The sequence below is a fragment of the Aquitalea sp. ASV11 genome (assembly GCF_016429185.1).
GTDB classification, from domain to species: Bacteria; Pseudomonadota; Gammaproteobacteria; order Burkholderiales; family Chromobacteriaceae; genus Aquitalea; species Aquitalea pelogenes.
Genome location: NZ_JAELUD010000002.1, coordinates 76,715 through 93,041, shown reverse-complemented (window position 1 = coordinate 93,041; position 16,327 = coordinate 76,715). Strand labels below are relative to the sequence as shown.

Annotated in this window: 14 protein-coding genes and 1 pseudogene; 8 read left to right on the top strand and 7 right to left on the bottom strand. The window is 56.9% G+C overall.

Annotation, left to right across the window (positions count from 1 at the left end):
- Window positions 1–31: 31 nt before the first annotated feature.
- From folE2 to JHD62_RS01425, 8 genes and pseudogenes are all read left to right on the top strand, one after another.
- Complete coding sequence (gene folE2, locus JHD62_RS01460) at window positions 32–946, top strand: GTP cyclohydrolase FolE2 (RefSeq protein WP_199101468.1); 915 nt, start codon at window positions 32–34, stop codon at window positions 944–946.
- A 139-nt stretch (window positions 947–1,085) separates the two neighbouring features.
- The gene (locus tag JHD62_RS01455) at window positions 1,086–1,685 is read left to right on the top strand and encodes a 6-pyruvoyl tetrahydropterin synthase family protein (RefSeq protein WP_370541007.1); all 600 of its coding nucleotides are present in this window, start codon (window positions 1,086–1,088) and stop codon (window positions 1,683–1,685) included.
- Window positions 1,682–2,242 (top strand): hypothetical protein, encoded by a 561-nt coding sequence (locus JHD62_RS01450; protein ID WP_199101466.1) that lies wholly within the window; start codon window positions 1,682–1,684, stop codon window positions 2,240–2,242. The genes JHD62_RS01455 and JHD62_RS01450 overlap by 4 nt, the downstream gene beginning before the upstream one ends.
- Before the next feature lie 26 nt (window positions 2,243–2,268).
- On the top strand, window positions 2,269–2,997 hold the full coding sequence (locus JHD62_RS01445) for a PIG-L deacetylase family protein (protein WP_199101465.1): 729 nt from the start codon (window positions 2,269–2,271) through the stop codon (window positions 2,995–2,997).
- Window positions 2,994–4,913 (top strand): annotated as a pseudogene (thrS, locus tag JHD62_RS01440) (threonine--tRNA ligase); the annotation flags it as partial. The gene JHD62_RS01445 and the pseudogene thrS, both read left to right, overlap by 4 nt.
- A gap of 110 nt (window positions 4,914–5,023) precedes the next feature.
- The gene (locus JHD62_RS01435; RefSeq protein ID WP_199101463.1) at window positions 5,024–6,415 is read left to right on the top strand and encodes a dihydroorotase; all 1,392 of its coding nucleotides are present in this window, start codon (window positions 5,024–5,026) and stop codon (window positions 6,413–6,415) included.
- A gap of 22 nt (window positions 6,416–6,437) precedes the next feature.
- Entirely contained in the window at window positions 6,438–6,947 is a 510-nt protein-coding gene (gene hisI / locus JHD62_RS01430; protein WP_199101462.1) for a phosphoribosyl-AMP cyclohydrolase, read from the top strand.
- A 12-nt stretch (window positions 6,948–6,959) separates the two neighbouring features.
- On the top strand, window positions 6,960–7,928 hold the full coding sequence (locus JHD62_RS01425; RefSeq protein ID WP_370541006.1) for a succinylglutamate desuccinylase/aspartoacylase family protein: 969 nt from the start codon (window positions 6,960–6,962) through the stop codon (window positions 7,926–7,928).
- A gap of 783 nt (window positions 7,929–8,711) precedes the next feature.
- Here the strand turns inward: JHD62_RS01425 and JHD62_RS01420 are convergent.
- Genes JHD62_RS01420 through JHD62_RS01390 form a run of 7 tightly spaced genes read right to left on the bottom strand, consistent with a single transcriptional unit; the run spans window position 8,712 to window position 16,323 of the window.
- A complete protein-coding gene (locus JHD62_RS01420) occupies window positions 8,712–10,928 on the bottom strand; it encodes an ATP-binding protein (protein ID WP_199101461.1) in 2,217 nt (738 codons plus the stop codon).
- Window positions 10,929–10,937: 9 nt separating this feature from the next.
- On the bottom strand, window positions 10,938–12,137 hold the full coding sequence (locus JHD62_RS22945) for a methyl-accepting chemotaxis protein (protein ID WP_199101536.1): 1,200 nt from the start codon (window positions 12,135–12,137) through the stop codon (window positions 10,938–10,940).
- Window positions 12,138–12,139: 2 nt separating this feature from the next.
- On the bottom strand, window positions 12,140–12,505 hold the full coding sequence (locus JHD62_RS01410; RefSeq protein ID WP_089085452.1) for a response regulator: 366 nt from the start codon (window positions 12,503–12,505) through the stop codon (window positions 12,140–12,142).
- A complete protein-coding gene (locus JHD62_RS01405; RefSeq protein ID WP_178970577.1) occupies window positions 12,502–12,753 on the bottom strand; it encodes a hypothetical protein in 252 nt (83 codons plus the stop codon). Before JHD62_RS01405 ends, JHD62_RS01410 begins: the two co-directional genes overlap by 4 nt.
- On the bottom strand, window positions 12,744–15,098 hold the full coding sequence (locus tag JHD62_RS01400) for a chemotaxis protein CheA (protein ID WP_199101460.1): 2,355 nt from the start codon (window positions 15,096–15,098) through the stop codon (window positions 12,744–12,746). The genes JHD62_RS01405 and JHD62_RS01400 overlap by 10 nt, the downstream gene beginning before the upstream one ends.
- On the bottom strand, window positions 15,098–15,469 hold the full coding sequence (locus JHD62_RS01395; RefSeq protein WP_089085449.1) for a response regulator: 372 nt from the start codon (window positions 15,467–15,469) through the stop codon (window positions 15,098–15,100). The genes JHD62_RS01400 and JHD62_RS01395 overlap by 1 nt, the downstream gene beginning before the upstream one ends.
- A gap of 11 nt (window positions 15,470–15,480) precedes the next feature.
- Window positions 15,481–16,323, bottom strand: coding sequence for a protein-glutamate O-methyltransferase CheR (locus JHD62_RS01390; RefSeq protein WP_199101459.1), 843 nt, complete (start codon window positions 16,321–16,323; stop codon window positions 15,481–15,483).
- Window positions 16,324–16,327 lie beyond the last annotated feature (4 nt).

Genomic DNA, 16,327 nt, shown 5'->3' with positions numbered 1-16,327 from the left:
CGGGCTGGGCCACCCCTACTGGATGTAAAGCATGAATGCAGCACTTCCCGATATTTCACTGACCGACATCGCTCCCCGTCTGAGTCCACTGGCCTGGGTCGGCATGCAGGGCATCGATCTGCCCGTTACCGTGGTCGAATCCGCCTACCAGCGCACGCTGCATGCGCGGGCCGATGTGCAGGTTGATCTGCCGTCCCCACAGGTAAAAGGTATCCACATGTCCCGGCTTTACCAGCTGCTGGATACGCTGGGACAGGACGAGGCATTGTCTCCAGCAAGCCTGCGATACTTGCTCCAGGCCATGATAAACAGCCATCAGGACTGCGATACCGGCAACGCACGGCTGGGCCTGAATATGGCACTACTAGTGCAGCGTCCGGCACTGGTTACCCAAGGATTGTCCGGCTGGAAATCCTACCCAGTGCGCATCGATGCGTCGCTGATCCGTGACAGGTTCACCTGCCGTGTGCAGGTTACTGTGGGTTATTCCTCGACTTGCCCTTGCTCTGCTGCCTTGTCACGTCAGATCATCGAACACAGCTTTCTGGCTGCCTTTGATCAGCAATCCCCGGTCAAGCCGGCCGACGTGGCTGCCTGGCTGCATCAGCATGCCACGATGGCAACGCCGCATAGCCAGCGCAGTGAGGCGCTGGTGGCGGTGGACGTGACGGATGCGGCAGAAACACTGGGCATCCTCGCACTGATCGACCACATCGAACAGGCTGTAGGCACTCCCGTGCAAACGGCAGTCAAACGCGTCGACGAACAGGCATTCGCGGCGCTCAATGGCCAGAACCTGATGTTTGTCGAGGATGCAGCACGACGCATCGAGGCCGCACTGACCGACTACGCGAATCCCAGCGTGCATGTCCGCCATCTGGAGAGTCTGCACCCCCACGACGCGGTTGCCTGGGCAGTGCCGATGCGTGACGGAGTATCCGCATGAGTAGCACATGGTCTGGCAGCCTGACTCCCGTCAGCAGCAAGCCCACTTCACGCCAGTACGGGCAGCTTACCTGCCGCAGCCACGGTGATACGCCCCCCCCGTACGCGAATACTGCTGCCACAGCGGGCAATACTGAACAGTGTGGTGGCCAGTGCTGATTCGCAAGCTATTCAAGTTTGAAAGTGCGCATATCGTGCGCGGATGCAGCACCAGACGGTGTTCGCACTCCATTCATGGCCACTCGTACAAGGTGGAACTGCTGCTGGAAGCGCATGCGTTGGACAACGGCCAGATGGTCTATGACTTTGGTTTGCTCAAAGGCCATGTGCGTGACCTGATCGATGCTTTCGATCATGCCCTTGCGCTCTGGTCTGGAGACGAACCTGACTATCTCTCCAGCATGCGCCAGCACTCTGAGCGCTGGGTACTCCTTCCCGTATCGCCAAGTGCAGAGCAGTTCTCACGGCTGTTCTTTCGTTTGGTCGATGCGGTACTGACCCTCACAGAGATGGCCAATGGTGAAGCCCAAGTGCGGCTGCACTCGGTCATCGTTCATGAAACCGAAACCGGTTATGCACAGTGCTTCCGGGAAGACGCGCACAACCCACGCATGGGGTGTATCGACCTGGACGCCATCGTGTTCTCACCGGCGATCACCCAAAACTGGCACCAACCCGACCTGATGGCATGCATCAAGCGCGGTCAAGCCTTACCCCCGCTCATGGACCCATCCACATGATCAGAAAAAACCCGCGTGGCGACCTGCCGCAGATTCATCCCAGCGCCTTTGTCGATCCAACCGCCATCCTGTGCGGACTGGTGGTTGTCGAGGAAAACGTGTTCATCGGCCCCTATGCCGTCATCCGTGCTGACGAGATGGACGCAGATGGGCATATCGACCCCATCGTGATCGGCGCCCATTCCAATATTCAGGACGGGGTAGTGATTCACTCCAAATCCGGCGCGCGTGTACAAATCGGCCAGCGCAGTTCCATTGCCCATCGTGCCATTGTCCACGGGCCCTGCACCATCGGCGATGGCGTGTTCATCGGATTCAACAGTGTTCTATTCAATTGCACTGTCGATGACGGCTGCGTGGTTCGCTACAACGCCGTCGTTGATGGCGTTCATCTGCCTGCCGGTTTTTACGTGCGCTCGACCGAACGCATCGGGCCGGAAACCGACCTCTCTTCGCTGCCGCAAGTTCCCGCTGCCGCCAGCGAGTTTTCCGAAGACGTAGCGCGCACCAACAACCAGCTGGTGCAGGGTTACAAGGCCATCCAGAACGAGTTCTAACCATTCAAAAAGAAAAGAAGATACCCATGTCGAACAAGCAAACTGCCCTGGTTGTCAGCGCCCACTCCGCCGATTTCGTCTGGCGTGCGGGCGGTGCCATCGCTAGCCATGCCCAACGGGGCTGGCAGGTCAAGATCGTTTGTCTGTCTTATGGAGAAAGAGGTGAGTCGGCCAAGCTATGGCGCCAGCCCGGCATGACTCTGGAAAAGGTGAAGGCTGCGCGTCGAGACGAGGCCCAACGCGCCGCTGACATTTTGGGTGCTGAGGTGGAGTTCTGGGACATTGGCGACTATCCCATGCGCGTGAACGATGAGACCTTGTTCCGTTTGGTGGACCTGTACCGGACACTGCAACCGGCTTTCGTGCTGAGCCACTCGGTTAAAGACCCCTACAACTTCGATCACCCGTTGGCCATGCACATCACCCAAGAGGCACGCGTTATCGCGCAGGCCGAAGGTCATAACCCTGGTCAAAAAACTCTTGGTGCACCACCTGTTTATGCTTTCGAGCCACACCAGCCCGAGCAATGCGGTTGGGAGCCGAACACCTTCCTGGACATCACTGAGGTATGGGACGTCAAACGCCGCGCCATTGAGTGCATGGCAGGTCAAGAGCATCTGTGGCATTACTACACCCGCGTGGCCCAGCAGCGTGGCGTTCAGGCCAAGCGCAACATCGGCATCACGGCTTCCCGCAATATCGAGTTCGCCGAGGGCTTCATGCGCCTGACGCCGTCGGTGGTGGAGACGCTATGACGGCCAATCCCATTTGCACGCCGGTGACAGTCACGCTGCCGGACGGAAGCTTACGCAGTTTTGATCATCCTGTTTCCGTCATGGAGGTGGCCCAGGCGATCAGCTCTGGTCTGGCGAAAAACACGGTGGCAGGCAAGCTTGACGGAGGCCTCGTCGATGCCTGTGAGGTTATCGAACACGATGCCACCCTGCACATCATCACGCCCAAGGAGGATGAGGGGATTGATATCATCCGGCACTCCTGTGCACACCTGGTCGGTCATGCTGTCAAGCAGCTCTACCCGAGCGCGAAGATGGTGATCGGTCCGGTCATCGAAGACGGCTTTTACTACGACATCGCCTATGAACGCCCATTCACCCCCGAAGACCTGGCGGCCATCGAATTGCGGATGAAGGACCTGATTGCACAGGACTACGACGTCATCAAACGGATGACCCCACGTGCCCAGGTAATTGAGGTGTTCAACGCGCGAGGCGAGGAATACAAGCTCCGCCTGATCGACGACATGCCGGATGAACAGGCAATGGGCCTGTACCACCATCAGGAGTATGTGGACATGTGTCGCGGCCCCCACGTGCCCAATACCCGCTTCCTGAAGCATTTCAGGCTGACCAAGGTATCCGGTGCCTACTGGCGCGGCAATGCACAGAACGAACAACTCCAGCGCATCTATGGCACAGCCTGGGCGGACAAGAAGCAGCTGGATGCCTACCTCCTGCGCATGGAGGAAGCTGAGAGACGCGATCACCGCAAGCTGGGTCGAGAACTGGATCTGTTCCATTTTCAGGAAGACGCCCCGGGCGCTGTGTTCTGGCACCCACGCGGCTGGGTTGTGTTCCAGGAATTGATTGCCTACATGCGCCGTCGTCAACAAGACGCTGGCTATGTAGAGGTGAATTCGCCAGACGTGATGGATCGCAGCCTGTGGGAAATATCGGGCCATTGGCAGAACTACCACGACCATATGTTCACCACGGAGACCGAGGACGGTCGGGCGCTTGCGCTCAAGCCCATGAACTGCCCCGGCAGCGTATTGCTATATCGCCACGGCCTCAAAAGCTACCGCGACCTGCCGATCCGCATGGGCGAGTTCGGCAAGGTGCATCGCTACGAACCTTCCGGTGCGCTGCACGGACTGCTGCGCGTGCGCCACTTTACGCAGGACGATGCCCACACCTACTGCACGCCGCAGCAGATGGATGCCGAGTGCCGCGAGGTCGTGGCCCTGGTGCTCGACATTTACCGCCAGTTCGGCTTTGAGGATGTACGCATCAAGCTCTCGACTCGGCCTGACAATCGCATGGGGGATGAGGCAACCTGGGACTTGCTCGAAGGGGCCCTGCTGCGTGCCTTGGACAATATGGGTCTGGCCTACCGCATCAACCCCGGTGAAGGTGCCTTCTACGGCCCCAAGCTTGAATTTGTGCTGCGAGATGCCATCGGCCGCGACTGGCAGTGCGGAACCCTCCAGGTGGACATGAACCTGCCCGAACGCTTCGGCATCGAGTACGTCGACGAGGATGGCCAGCGCAAGCGCCCAGTCATGTTGCATCGTGCCTTGTTTGGCTCTCTGGAGCGCTTCACCGGCATTCTGATCGAACATCATGCAGGCCAGTTGCCCGCCTGGCTGGCACCTGTGCAAGCGATGGTGCTGTCGATTACCGAAGAGCATGCCGGCTACGCACAGGACGTCGCACGCTTGCTGCAAGGCGCCGGCCTGCGCTGCCAGGCCGATGTGCGCAACGAAAAGATTGGCTACAAGATTCGCGAGCAAACCTTGCAGCGCATTCCCTTCCTGTTGGTCGTCGGCGCCAAGGAATGTGCAAGCGGCACGGTCGCCCTGCGCAGCCGTGACGGGCGAGACCTTGGTGTGCTGCCGTTACCACAGGCGGTGGCCAGGTTGTTGACAGAGGTGCAAGCGCCAGACATGCCCGCGCGCAAAGAGGCGCAACGGCGCCTGTGCACTCGGCTGAACGGCCTTCCCAGCCGGAGCGAAGGAATCATCGACCCACAGGAAGTCAAGTGATGACAAGCCTCGATAACACCATCGCACCACCGGCATACCGCCATGCCGAACTGCTGATACGAGGTGGAACGGTCATGACGCCGGGCGGTGCCGAGCGTATCGATGTGGCCTGCAGCAATGGTCGCATCGTTGCCTTGGGCGATCTGCACGGTAGCTGGAATGCAGACACCTTGCTTGATGCCACCGGCTTGCACGTGTTGCCCGGCGTGATCGACAGTCAGGTACATTTTCGCGAACCGGGCCTGGTGCACAAGGAAAACCTGGAGGCAGGAACGCGCGGAGCGGTGCTGGGCGGTGTTACCGCCATCTTCGAGATGCCGAACACCACTCCGCTGACGTTGACCACGGCCGATCTGCAAGCCAAGCTCGAAGCTGCTGCGGGCAGGGCATGGTGCGATCACGCCTTTTACATTGGCGGCTCGGCTATCAATGCAGAACAACTGGCCTTGCTGGAGCAGCTGCCCGGCTGTGCTGGCGTCAAGGTGTTCATGGGCAGCTCCTTTGGCGACCTGCTGGCAGACGAGGATACGGTACTGCGCAAAATTTTGCGCCACGGCAAACGTCGGCTGGCGGTGCATGCCGAAGACGAGGCACGGCTGCGTGAACGCAAGGCACTGGTCCAGACCAGCGGCGACGTTTGCCAACATCCCCATTGGCGTGATGTGCAAAGCGCGTTGCAGGCAACCCAGCGCATTGTCCACCTGGCGGCGGAGACGGGGCGACGCCTGCATGTGCTGCATGTGACTACCGCCGAAGAGATGGCCTTCCTGGCCATGCACAAGGATCGGATCACGGTGGAAGTCACGCCTCACCACTTGACCATGCATGCCCCCGACTGCTACCAGCGACTGGGCAGCCTCGCCCAAATGAATCCGCCTGTGCGTGAAAAGCACCACCAGGAAGCACTGTGGCAAGCCATCTGCGAGGGGGTTGTCGACGTGATTGGCAGCGATCACGCCCCGCACACCCTGGCTGAAAAGACGAGGCCCTACCCAGAATCCCCCAGTGGGATGACCGGCGTGCAAACATTGCTGCCGCTGATGCTTGACCATGTAAACGCCGGCCGCCTGAGCCTGCAACGGCTGGTGGATCTGACCAGCGCCGGCCCGGCCCGCATTTTTGGTATTGCTGGCAAAGGCCGGATCGCCCTCGGCTATGACGCCGATTTCAGCATGGTCGATCTACAGGCACGGCGTGTCATCCGCAACGACTGGATTGCCAGCGTCAGTGGCTGGACGCCATACGACGGCCACGCTGTCACCGGCTGGCCCATCCACACCGTGCTTCGGGGGCAGCCAGTGGTGCTGGATGAGCAACTGCTTGGCAAGCCTGCAGGCAAGGCAATCCACTTTCTGGATGCCCACTCCGACCCCAACGTCGGCATTGACTGATTCCAATATCTGAGAAAATCATATGAATACATCCAAGCCCACTCAAACTCCGACACCGCAAACCTTGCACTTTGAGTCGCGCATTTCGGTCGAACAGGTCGAAGAAGGTTACGACCTGGCCCCAAAATTTGATCGCGATGGTCTGATCACCTGCGTCACCACCGATGCTGCGACGGGTGAAGTGCTGATGGTCGGTTACATGAACCCCGAAGCACTGGAACGCACCATTCTTAGTGGTGAAGCGCATTACTGGAGTAGAAGCCGCCAGGTGCTGTGGCACAAAGGTGCGAGCAGCGGCCTGGTGCAGAAGGTGATCGAAATCCGTATCGACGACGACCAGGATGCCGTGTGGCTACGTGTGTCACTCTCCGCCGGAATACACAGTGCACCCGCCAGTTGCCACGTTGGTTATCGTAGCTGCTTTTACCGGACCGTTGCGCTGCAAAGCGGCAAGATTGGGTATGCGGAAACAGAAAAAACATTCGACCCAAAGTTAGTCTACGGCGATGCCCCCAACCCGACCCTTTTGTAAAGTGACCGCAGCGTGTCTGAATTGCCAAATATCAACAGCATTGCCATCCATCAGTTCGCCAGTCTGGGCGCGGGTCCGAAGCTGATCGTTCTCGGAGCGGTACATGGCAACGAAGTCTGTGGCACCCAGGCAATCCGGCGCTTGATCAGGGAAATCGAGAGCGGTGCAGTCTGCATCCATCGCGGTAGCCTGACGCTGGTGCCGGTAACGAATCCACTCGCTTATCAGTTCAAGCGCCGCCACGGTGATCGTAATCTGAACCGGAACATGCGCCTCACCCATACACCACAAGACTATGAAGATCATGTAGCCAACATGCTGTGCCCATTGCTGCAAGCGCATGACGTTCTACTTGATCTGCACTCCTTCCACGCACCTGGCAGGCCATTCGCACTGATCGGCTCACGCAACAATGTTGGCGATCTGGAAACCGTTGGCAAGGCTGACGCAGAGGAAGCAATCGCACTACGTCTGGGCGTGGACAGATTTGTCGAAGGCTGGCTGGAAACCTACGCAAAAGGTGTCGAAGAGCGCCAGCAGCGGGGTGTGGATGCATGTGTCGATTATGGCGTGGGCACCACGGAAACAATGCGCCGTTCCGGTGGCATTGCAGTCACCCTTGAGTGTGGTCAGCATGATGAGGGCGCAGCGCCAGAGGTCGCCTATCAGGCTATTCTGAATACACTGGCGCATCTGGGCATGGTGCATCAGGTCGCCCCTGCTGCGGCCATGCAACCTGAAACCATCCGTCTCTATCAGGTGGTGGACCGCTTGCATCCTGAGGATCGTTTCAGCAAAGACTGGTGCAGTTTTGACATCATCAAGCGTGGCGAACCCATTGCCTGTCGCCACGATGGCAGCACCGTACTTGCCGATCGCGATGGTTGGATTGTTTTCCCCAACCCTGCAGCCCTAGTCAATCAAGAGTGGTTCTATCTGGCCGAAGCGTCTGATCGCCTCTCATCCGATTCAGAGGACTGAATGCGCCATTGGCAAGATCAAAAGACAATCCTCGACACAGACAAGGGCCTGTCCGAAGTTCTATGTAAACCGGCCGTTGCCTAGCAAGCTGGGGAATGACCGCTTTGGCCGAACTACAGACTCGACACCCTGCCTTGACGCAGGGTGTTTTCATTTTTAGGTAGTGGTGGAGCATGGAGAACTAGGACTTGACCACCCTCCTCCATCACAGGAAAAGGTAGCAGGAAGGATGCGTTAGATTTTTGCGCACCGGTGACAAAAGAAGCGCAAATAGTGCCAAAAACCCTGCAAATCGGCGGTGACAATTAAAGTGCAAATCAGTGCCAAAACTGCCGCAAAGTTACAAGTGCTCAGCTTAGGAGTAATATTTAATGCAGGTTTTTATGCAGGACAAACCAAACAGGCAACAAAAAAGCCCTGAATAATCAGGGCTTTAATGTAGACATCTGGCGGAGAGGGGGGGATTCCAAATTCAATCCAAAAATCCCCTTATTTTCTTGGCACTTTTCATACTTCTACACACCAAAACGACAGCCTTTGTGTAGAAGTCATTATCCCATTGTAGTATATGCATTCACGCTTCGTAAAATTATTTAGGTAACATGGTATTGGCAAGATAAAAGACGAACCTAATTTTTTACTCACCTCGTGACCAAAACGGTCCGTACGCCCTTCAAAGAAATATGCCTGATTCCGGTGTAATAAAGGCCATGCCATTTTTCAAAGCCAAAGTTGAATACAGTCCTCAGGGGCATTAAGAAAGCTGCACGACCTGCAGCTGATTCAGGCCTTGCCAGCAAGCACTTCTCCAGAACACTGCAGTGCATATAAAGCAGCAATTTGAGCATGCGCCTCCTGCTGCAATGGACATACCAGTTTGTCATGCAATGCTTGTGCAACTTCACTCATGTGATGAGCCCCTATCTGAATTGAGGCAGTGGCTATTCGGGACAGCAAAGCCCTGGCCTCGGGCAGGCGGCAATTTGACAGTGCCGGCCACAACAGTTTGAGGTCGTCCGCATTGTCTTCCAGAAACATGGTCAGTATTTCTTGCTCACACACCACGTCTGCGCCTGACAAGGCGACGAGTGCATGATGGTCCACAGTAAAATGGTGATGCTCAGAAGGCCACTCCCGACAAACGGCGCGCATCAGGTCCAATTCATCGGTAAAGGAAAGAATTCCGGACTGTGGCGGAACGGCTTGCTTGCCTGCCAGAACCCATAATGATGACTGCTCCGTCTCTGACAACAAGCGCGACAGCCTGCTACCAGCAAAAGTCATGCTGTCATCCGCTTGAGCGCAGTAAATGATTCGCCTCGGCTGAAGACTGCTGATCATCAGGGCGGCATCTTCGAGTGTCGTTGCCAGCATCAGCTGCATTCCTCTTTCCTGCAACAAATGACCGACTACATCTGCCAGCATGGCAGACGGTGCAATCATCAATACCGGGTGATTCTTCCCTCCCGGCTGAATTGATATTTTTTCTCCCTGACGCAGGGGGATTTGCACCGTGGCACTGATGCCGCCTCCGCTATTGGATTCCAGTTGCAGTGTTCCGCCCAGCAAGCCAATCAGCGACCGTGCCAATGCCAGTCTCAAGCCAAGGCCATCATGCGAGCGGGCAGTACTACCGTCAGTTTGCGTAAACAGCTCACCTACTCTGGCAAGCTCGCTTTTGCTCATGCCGATGCCACTGTCTTCAATCCTTATCACCAGCTCATCCCGAGCCGTAGCGGTAAGGCAATCCAGGCTGACTGATACCTGGCCAACCCTGGTAAACTTGACTGCATTGTCGAGCAGCTCGGCAATGCTTTTACCCAGGTAGCGCCGGTCACTCTTGATCAGTACATCAGCTGGAAGCTTGTTGCTGTAGCGCACGTCCAGCTGCTTTGCCGCCGCAGCAGATCGACAGCTCAGCAACAGTTCATCCATCAATCCATTGATGGAAAATGTTTGCGCCTCAGCCCGGATGGACGCGGTTTCCAGGCGGGTCCAGGCCAGCACATCGTCAATCATGCCCAACAGCTTGTTGGCTGCAGTTTCAATTTCCTGGGCATAATCGCGCTGCTCTTCATCCAGTTCCCCCATGCACAGCAGCTCCAGCATGCCCAGGATGGCATGCATCGGTGTGCGAAACTCGTGGCTCATCACGGCAAGGAATGAAGACTTGGCCTGACTGGCCAGATCTGCCTGCTTCCTGGCTTCATCGAGACTGACATTTATCTGGTGATAATGGCTCATGTCAGTCACTGCCAGAATCATGCCGCCAAACGCTGCCCCCGCCCGTACCAGTTGCCCGTCAATAATCAGACTGCGCTCAGTACCGTCCATGCAGCGCATGGTTCTTTCAAATCGGAATGCCTCGCCACCGGCGAATCCTTGCCGGATGATCCCTTGCAAGGCACGGTATGTTTCCGGCTCCGGGAAACACTCGGACAGCTGGTTGACGACTTCAATATCTGCACACAGCAAGTGTCTGCCAGAGGGGTTGATGCGCAAAATCGTTTCTGATGCATCAATATGCAATAACGGCACGGGTACGGCGATGAACAGTGCCTCACTGAGCTGCAGCAAATTGCGTTGCAACTGCTCTGCATGCTGTTGACGCTGTCTGTCCGAAGCCAGCTGTTCACACAAGGCCAGCCAGCCGAGCCACATGGAATCCGGCTGGATGGCTTCTTCACCATCATGCAGCAAGAGGCCGCACCGTCCACCGGTCAGCACCACCGGACAGGACTGGATGCCCGTTTCAGGCCAGGCAGCATCACCGTAGGTATAGATGCATGCATCCCCGACAGGACCGGGAACCTGCAAAGACCAATGCCGCGCGTGACACACCGCGGCCAGTTCATCCCCAAGTACGGCAAAGAAATCCGCCGGGCTGCAATCCCGTCCAATCATTCCCGCCAGACGCAAGGGAATATTGCTCTGCTGCGAGCCATCCTGACTAGCCTGACGGTGGTGATGTCTTACCCTGGATAGTCTGGACGTTTCCATGTGGCACCATCAGAAAAGTTCGACCTTTGGGGCCTCATTTTCGACTTTCCCGCCCATCCTTCTGGAAAAGTCCTCGCGCTGAACATGCATTACATGCCCCTCCCCCAGCTGCCTGACAATGGTGCTGATATCGCTCACTGTCATATCCACACCCTGCTTTATGCTCGCGGCCATTTGCTGCTGATGCTCAGCCGAGCTGGCAGCAACGCGCACCAGGTGCTCCAGTTGCTGCCGCACGATATCCTGAAACTGCATTTTCTCCAGTGCCAGCCCCACGCCACCCGCAATGGCCTGGACTGCCGCATGCACGTGAGAGGTGAAGCCTTGCTGTTCCTGCACCACTGCGGTCAGGTGGTCATTCATTTGCAGGAACTGACTGGAAATAAGGGAAAGTTTTTCACCTTCGCGTTCATGCAGGTCCATACGCATGATCTGTTCCAGTTCTGCCGCAATGGCAGCGGTGACCGCAGCAATGCCATCGGTAATCTGCGCAGCAGCACTGTCGGTCTGGACCGAGAGGTTGCGGACTTCATCTGCCACCACCGCAAATGCGCGGCCATGCTCACCGGCACGTGCGGCTTCGATTGCTGCATTCAGTGCCAGTAAATTGGTCTGGTTGGCTATTTTGCGGATCAGTTCGGCATAGGGTTGCAGCCGCTCTACCTCGACAGAAACCTTGGCAATACGCGACTGTTCCTCCTGTTGCCGCGTGGCTCTTTCTCGTTGCATATTGCCCAGCTCGGTGATGGATTCACGATTCATGCTGGCTTCCTGACGGGAGGACGCCACCAGCCCGGATGCATGCTCCAGGAAGTTGCCGGTTTCCGAGACAATCTGTCGACTTGTCTGCTCGATACCCTGTAACCCTTCCATAACGCCGATGGCTGCGGCTTCCGTCGTGCGCTCTATGCCTTTGAGCTGGTCTTGCAGGAAACCGTTGAGGTCTGCATATGCATGCAGCTGGGTGGCTACCTTTTCAGTCTGCTGATCATTTGCTGGCTGTTGTACCGGTACGGGCGGTACAGAGACACGCGGTTCGGTCAGCAGGCAGACAGCCAGCACCACCCCTTCAGCAAGCACCATGTACCAGCTGACACTGCCCGACCAGCACAACAGGACTGTGGCCAGCAGGACCACCACCAGACATGCCCAACGCACGAGAGACAGTTTCGCGCGCGGGCCAGGGGCAGGTTCTGTTTCGCGCATCATGTTCAAGCTCCTGGCAGCACCTGGCGAATCACCTTGAGCAAATCCGCGCCGGTAATGGGCTTGACCAGCCAACCGGTGGCACCATGTTGTTTTGCCACATCCCGACTGGCCTGCTGGGTTTCGGTAGTCAGCGCCAGAATGGGCGTGAAGCGCAGCAACTTTCTGGCTTCCTTGATGAGCTCCAGTCCATTCATGTTCGGCATGTTGATGTCGGTAATCATCAGGTCAGGGCGCAGCCCGGTCTTCAGTTTGTCCAGACCCTGCACACCATCCGCGGCCGTCACCACGGTAAAGCCACTCATTTCAAGGGTCTGGCGCAAGCTCATGATCATGGTTGCGGAATCATCGACCAGCAGAATGGTTTTCATGCCTCACTCCTTTCACGCTGCAACAAGGGAAATACATAGCCGGCCATGAATCCATCACGCGGTGGCTTGAAATGTACGATGCGACTGACCAGCAATGCCTGGAACACAGCGGCATGAATGTGCTCGCAATCTTCCAGATCGACTGTTGCGGCTTCCTGGTCTGCCAGCCAGACCAACAGTGTCTCGGCATCTTCGACACCAACCTGTCCGACCAAACGGGCAGAGTGCCCTTCAAACATCAGAGGCATAGCAGCAACTCCTTGGGATTGATCACCATCAGGACGGTACCGTCTCCCAGCAAGGCCGTACCCGAATACACGGAAAGTTGTGCCAGGATGCCCTCCATGGGCTTGAGAATGATGTCCACGGTTTCGCGGAACTCATCCACGACAATGCCTACGTTTTCCGCACCCATGCGCAGCACCAGAACCGCCAGCTCGTCCTGCTCGTTGGCCATCTGCTCTTCATGCAGCGCCAGCAAGGCATTCAGGCCGTACAGGGGAACAATACGGCCACGCAACACGGTGGAGCGATTGTGCTTGAAATGACGGATCTGGCTGCGCGCAACCCTGACGGTTTCCACCACCATTTCCATAGGCACACCGAAAATCTGTCCGGAAGACTCGATAATCATCACATTGGTGACGGCCATGGACAGCGGCAGAGCAAGTTGCAACAAGGTGCCCTCTCCGACCTTGCTTTCCAGCTGGAAACTGCCATGCACCGCTTCAATGGCGGAGCGCACCACATCCATGCCCACGCCTCGCCCGGACAGGTCGGAAACTTGTTCGGCTGTGGAAAATCCGGGATGGAAAATCAGCTGGATTGCATCCGCATCGCTCAGGCTTTCAGCCTTGGCAGCGTCTATCAATGACTTCTCCATGGCCTTGCGCCGGACCTGGACCGGATCTATCCCCTTGCCATCGTCACGAATCTGGATGATGACCCGGTCTGCCTCCTGATGGGCGCTGATGCGGATGCAACCCTGGGCGGGTTTGCCGGCAGCAAGACGGGCCTCGGGTGATTCGATGCCATGGTCCAGGCTATTGCGCAGGATATGGATCATCGGCTCGGCCAGCCGCTCGATGACATTCTTGTCGGCTTCGGTGTCTTCCCCTTCAAGAACCAGCTCCACCTGCTTGTGCAGTTTTTTCGACAAGTCACGTACCAGACGGGGGAAGCGCTGGAAGATGGTACCCACCGGCATCATGCGTACCTGCATGATGGCATCCTGCATTTCTTCGGCAATGCGGTTGATCACCAGATACTGGGATTTGATTTCGCGAGCCAATTCGCGGTTACCGAACTGGTTTTCCGCCTTTCCAGCCAGGTATGGCAGCGCATTCTTGGCCACCACCATTTCGCCAATCAGGTCCATCAGACGGTCTACCTTTTCCTGGCTGACCTTGAGTACCCGGCTGGCCTTTTCTGCAGATTCATCCGTACGCCGGCCAGCATCCTCCTGTACCGGGCCGGCAACGGGAGCACTGCCTGCCAGGGCACTGCTGGCGCCATCGACGAAACCTGCCGGATTACCATCTCCGCCGCGCAGCAAACGCAGGACAGGTTCGGCGCTCTTGAGCTCGATGCACCGGTCATAGGCCTGGGACAGTGCTTCCAGCATGGGTTGCGACTGCTGATAGCGATAAAGATTGGCCAGGGTCTGCACCACGGACTGCAAACGCCCTTCCCAGATGCCCGCATCCGCCGGCAGTTCAAGAATCTTGCGCTGCGTTTCAACAATCTTGAGCCAGGCCGTGTGCTCTTCTTCTGACAGGGGACGCGAGTCAGACTCGGCTTCATCCAGATAGAAGACCGGCCGGAATGTCGAGCCCTGCAATTGCCGTACCTTGGTATAGGGGGCCATGTAGCGGAACAGCTCTTTGAGTGCCTGACCATCCATGCGGCACAAAAAGCGGATTTCCAGATTACAACGATAGATGTCCAGTTCCGCCATGTCAGGCCAGGGGCTGACGGGTTGAATGTCCAGCCAGCGCAAACCCTCTACCTGGCGCAACTGCAACAGCGGGTCTTCGCCACTGAAAAAGCATTCACTGTCCGGTTGATAATGCACGGCACTCAGGGGATGACTCTCACGGGCAGCATCATGCTTTTCCTGTTCGAGCACGTTGGCAGGAAAGGACTGCAACCAGTCGGCAACCACTGCCGGGCTCTGTGGCTCAAGCGGGCGCACCGCCGTTCCAGGCGCCCCCAGACAGCCTTTCAGAGCAGTAGCAATCTGCGCGGCCCTGTCATCCCGCAGCGCTTGCAACTCACCAACGGTGTCCAGGTCGTCCAGGCAGTCGGACACGAAGTCGGCCCACTCCAGCAAGATATCTGCATAGTCGGCCACAAAAGGCAGCACGCCGTTGCGAACCTGGTCCAGCAGGTCTTCGGCATGGTGGGTAGCCCCGGCCAGTGGCGTCAGTCCCAACAGCCCGCTGTTGCCTTTCAACGTATGGATGCTGCGGAACAACGCATTGATGACTTCCTTGTCATCCGGAGCATGCTCCAGTTGCAGCAAGGCACGGCCGATGGTTTCCAGCCCTTCGCGTGCCTCCTGCACAAACTGTTCAAGTAAAGGGTTGTTCATCAGTCAGGCTCCCCCAGTAACAGTCGTGTCAGCAAGGTCAGCTCCACCGGTTTGGCCGGCTTGATGATGTAACCATTGGCGCCTGCCATATAGGCCACGACTACATCACCTTCCTTGGATTCGGTGGACACCATGATGGCCGGGCTTTGCATCAGGCTCAGGTCGGCACGCAAGGTCCGTACAAAGGTATATCCGTCCATCTTGGGCATGTTGATGTCGACGATATAAAGGTCGTAGGGCGACTGCATGGCCTTTTCCAGCGCCTCGATACCATTCACGGCCTCGTCCACGCTCAAACCGGCATCGGTGAGTATCTTGCGGTGATAAAGTCGCACGGTGGCGGCATCATCAACAATCAGTACGCGTTTCATACCTGAGCCTTTCAACCGAAACGAGGTTTCTGGTAAACGATGGCATCCGGAAACTTGCGCACCGTGAAGAGTGGAGAAATACGGCTCATCGACTCCGAGTGCCCCAGACAAATGAAGCCGCCATGATTGAGAGAGTCGTAAAAGGTATCCGCCGCATCCTTGCGTGAGATGTCATCAAAATAAATCAGCAGATTGCGACAAAAAATGATGTCGATATTGCTGAAGCGCCGCGTGTCATTACGGTCATTCAGGTTGACCCGGCTAAACTCGATGGACTGGCGCAGGTCTTCGATAATCTGGTAACGCTGATTGCTCTGCGGTTCGAAATAGCGGTCCAGATAGGTTTTCGGCAGATATTGCAGCGAACGCATGCTGTATATGCCTTGTTTGGCCGAGTCCAGAATCGATGTATCGATATCCGAGGCCAGGATCTCCACATCGAACTGTTCTATCTTTGGCCACAGCTCCAGCAGGAAAATGGCAATGGAGTAAGGTTCCTCCCCCGACGAAGACGGGATGGACCAGATACGAATGGTGTCTCCTGGCTTCTTGTGCGCGGCCACCTCTTCCAGCATGGAGTTCACCAGGCAGTCAAACTGGTAGGACTCCCGGAAAAAGTAGGTCTCGTTCACCGTCATGTCATTGACCAGTTGCTGCAACTCCTCGCCACTGGCCTGAAAACGCAACATGGTGAAATAGGTACGAAAGTTTTCCGAACCGGACTCCCTTACCCGTTCCGCCAGGCGCTTGTCGACAAAGTAACGCTTGGACTCGTCGAAATAGATTCCTGTCTTGCGATAGAAGAATTCGCGGAACTTCATGAAATCTTCTGTCGTGATCAGCGGCTGTGCCATGGTG

What these genes read in the sequence shown, in the direction of transcription:
- JHD62_RS01395 (WP_089085449.1), bottom strand. Translation starts at nt 15,469, where the DNA reads ATGAAACGCGTACTGATTGTTGATGATGCCGCCACCGTGCGACTTTAT.
- hisI (WP_199101462.1), top strand. Translation starts at nt 6,438, where the DNA reads ATGAATACATCCAAGCCCACTCAAACTCCGACACCGCAAACCTTGCAC.
- folE2 (WP_199101468.1), top strand. Translation starts at nt 32, where the DNA reads ATGAATGCAGCACTTCCCGATATTTCACTGACCGACATCGCTCCCCGT.
- JHD62_RS01405 (WP_178970577.1), bottom strand. Translation starts at nt 12,753, where the DNA reads ATGCCTCTGATGTTTGAAGGGCACTCTGCCCGTTTGGTCGGACAGGTT.
- JHD62_RS22945 (WP_199101536.1), bottom strand. Translation starts at nt 12,137, where the DNA reads ATGATGCGCGAAACAGAACCTGCCCCTGGCCCGCGCGCGAAACTGTCT.
- JHD62_RS01450 (WP_199101466.1), top strand. Translation starts at nt 1,682, where the DNA reads ATGATCAGAAAAAACCCGCGTGGCGACCTGCCGCAGATTCATCCCAGC.
- JHD62_RS01445 (WP_199101465.1), top strand. Translation starts at nt 2,269, where the DNA reads ATGTCGAACAAGCAAACTGCCCTGGTTGTCAGCGCCCACTCCGCCGAT.
- JHD62_RS01435 (WP_199101463.1), top strand. Translation starts at nt 5,024, where the DNA reads ATGACAAGCCTCGATAACACCATCGCACCACCGGCATACCGCCATGCC.
- JHD62_RS01390 (WP_199101459.1), bottom strand. Translation starts at nt 16,323, where the DNA reads ATGGCACAGCCGCTGATCACGACAGAAGATTTCATGAAGTTCCGCGAA.
- JHD62_RS01420 (WP_199101461.1), bottom strand. Translation starts at nt 10,928, where the DNA reads ATGGAAACGTCCAGACTATCCAGGGTAAGACATCACCACCGTCAGGCT.
- JHD62_RS01400 (WP_199101460.1), bottom strand. Translation starts at nt 15,098, where the DNA reads ATGAACAACCCTTTACTTGAACAGTTTGTGCAGGAGGCACGCGAAGGG.
- JHD62_RS01410 (WP_089085452.1), bottom strand. Translation starts at nt 12,505, where the DNA reads ATGAAAACCATTCTGCTGGTCGATGATTCCGCAACCATGATCATGAGC.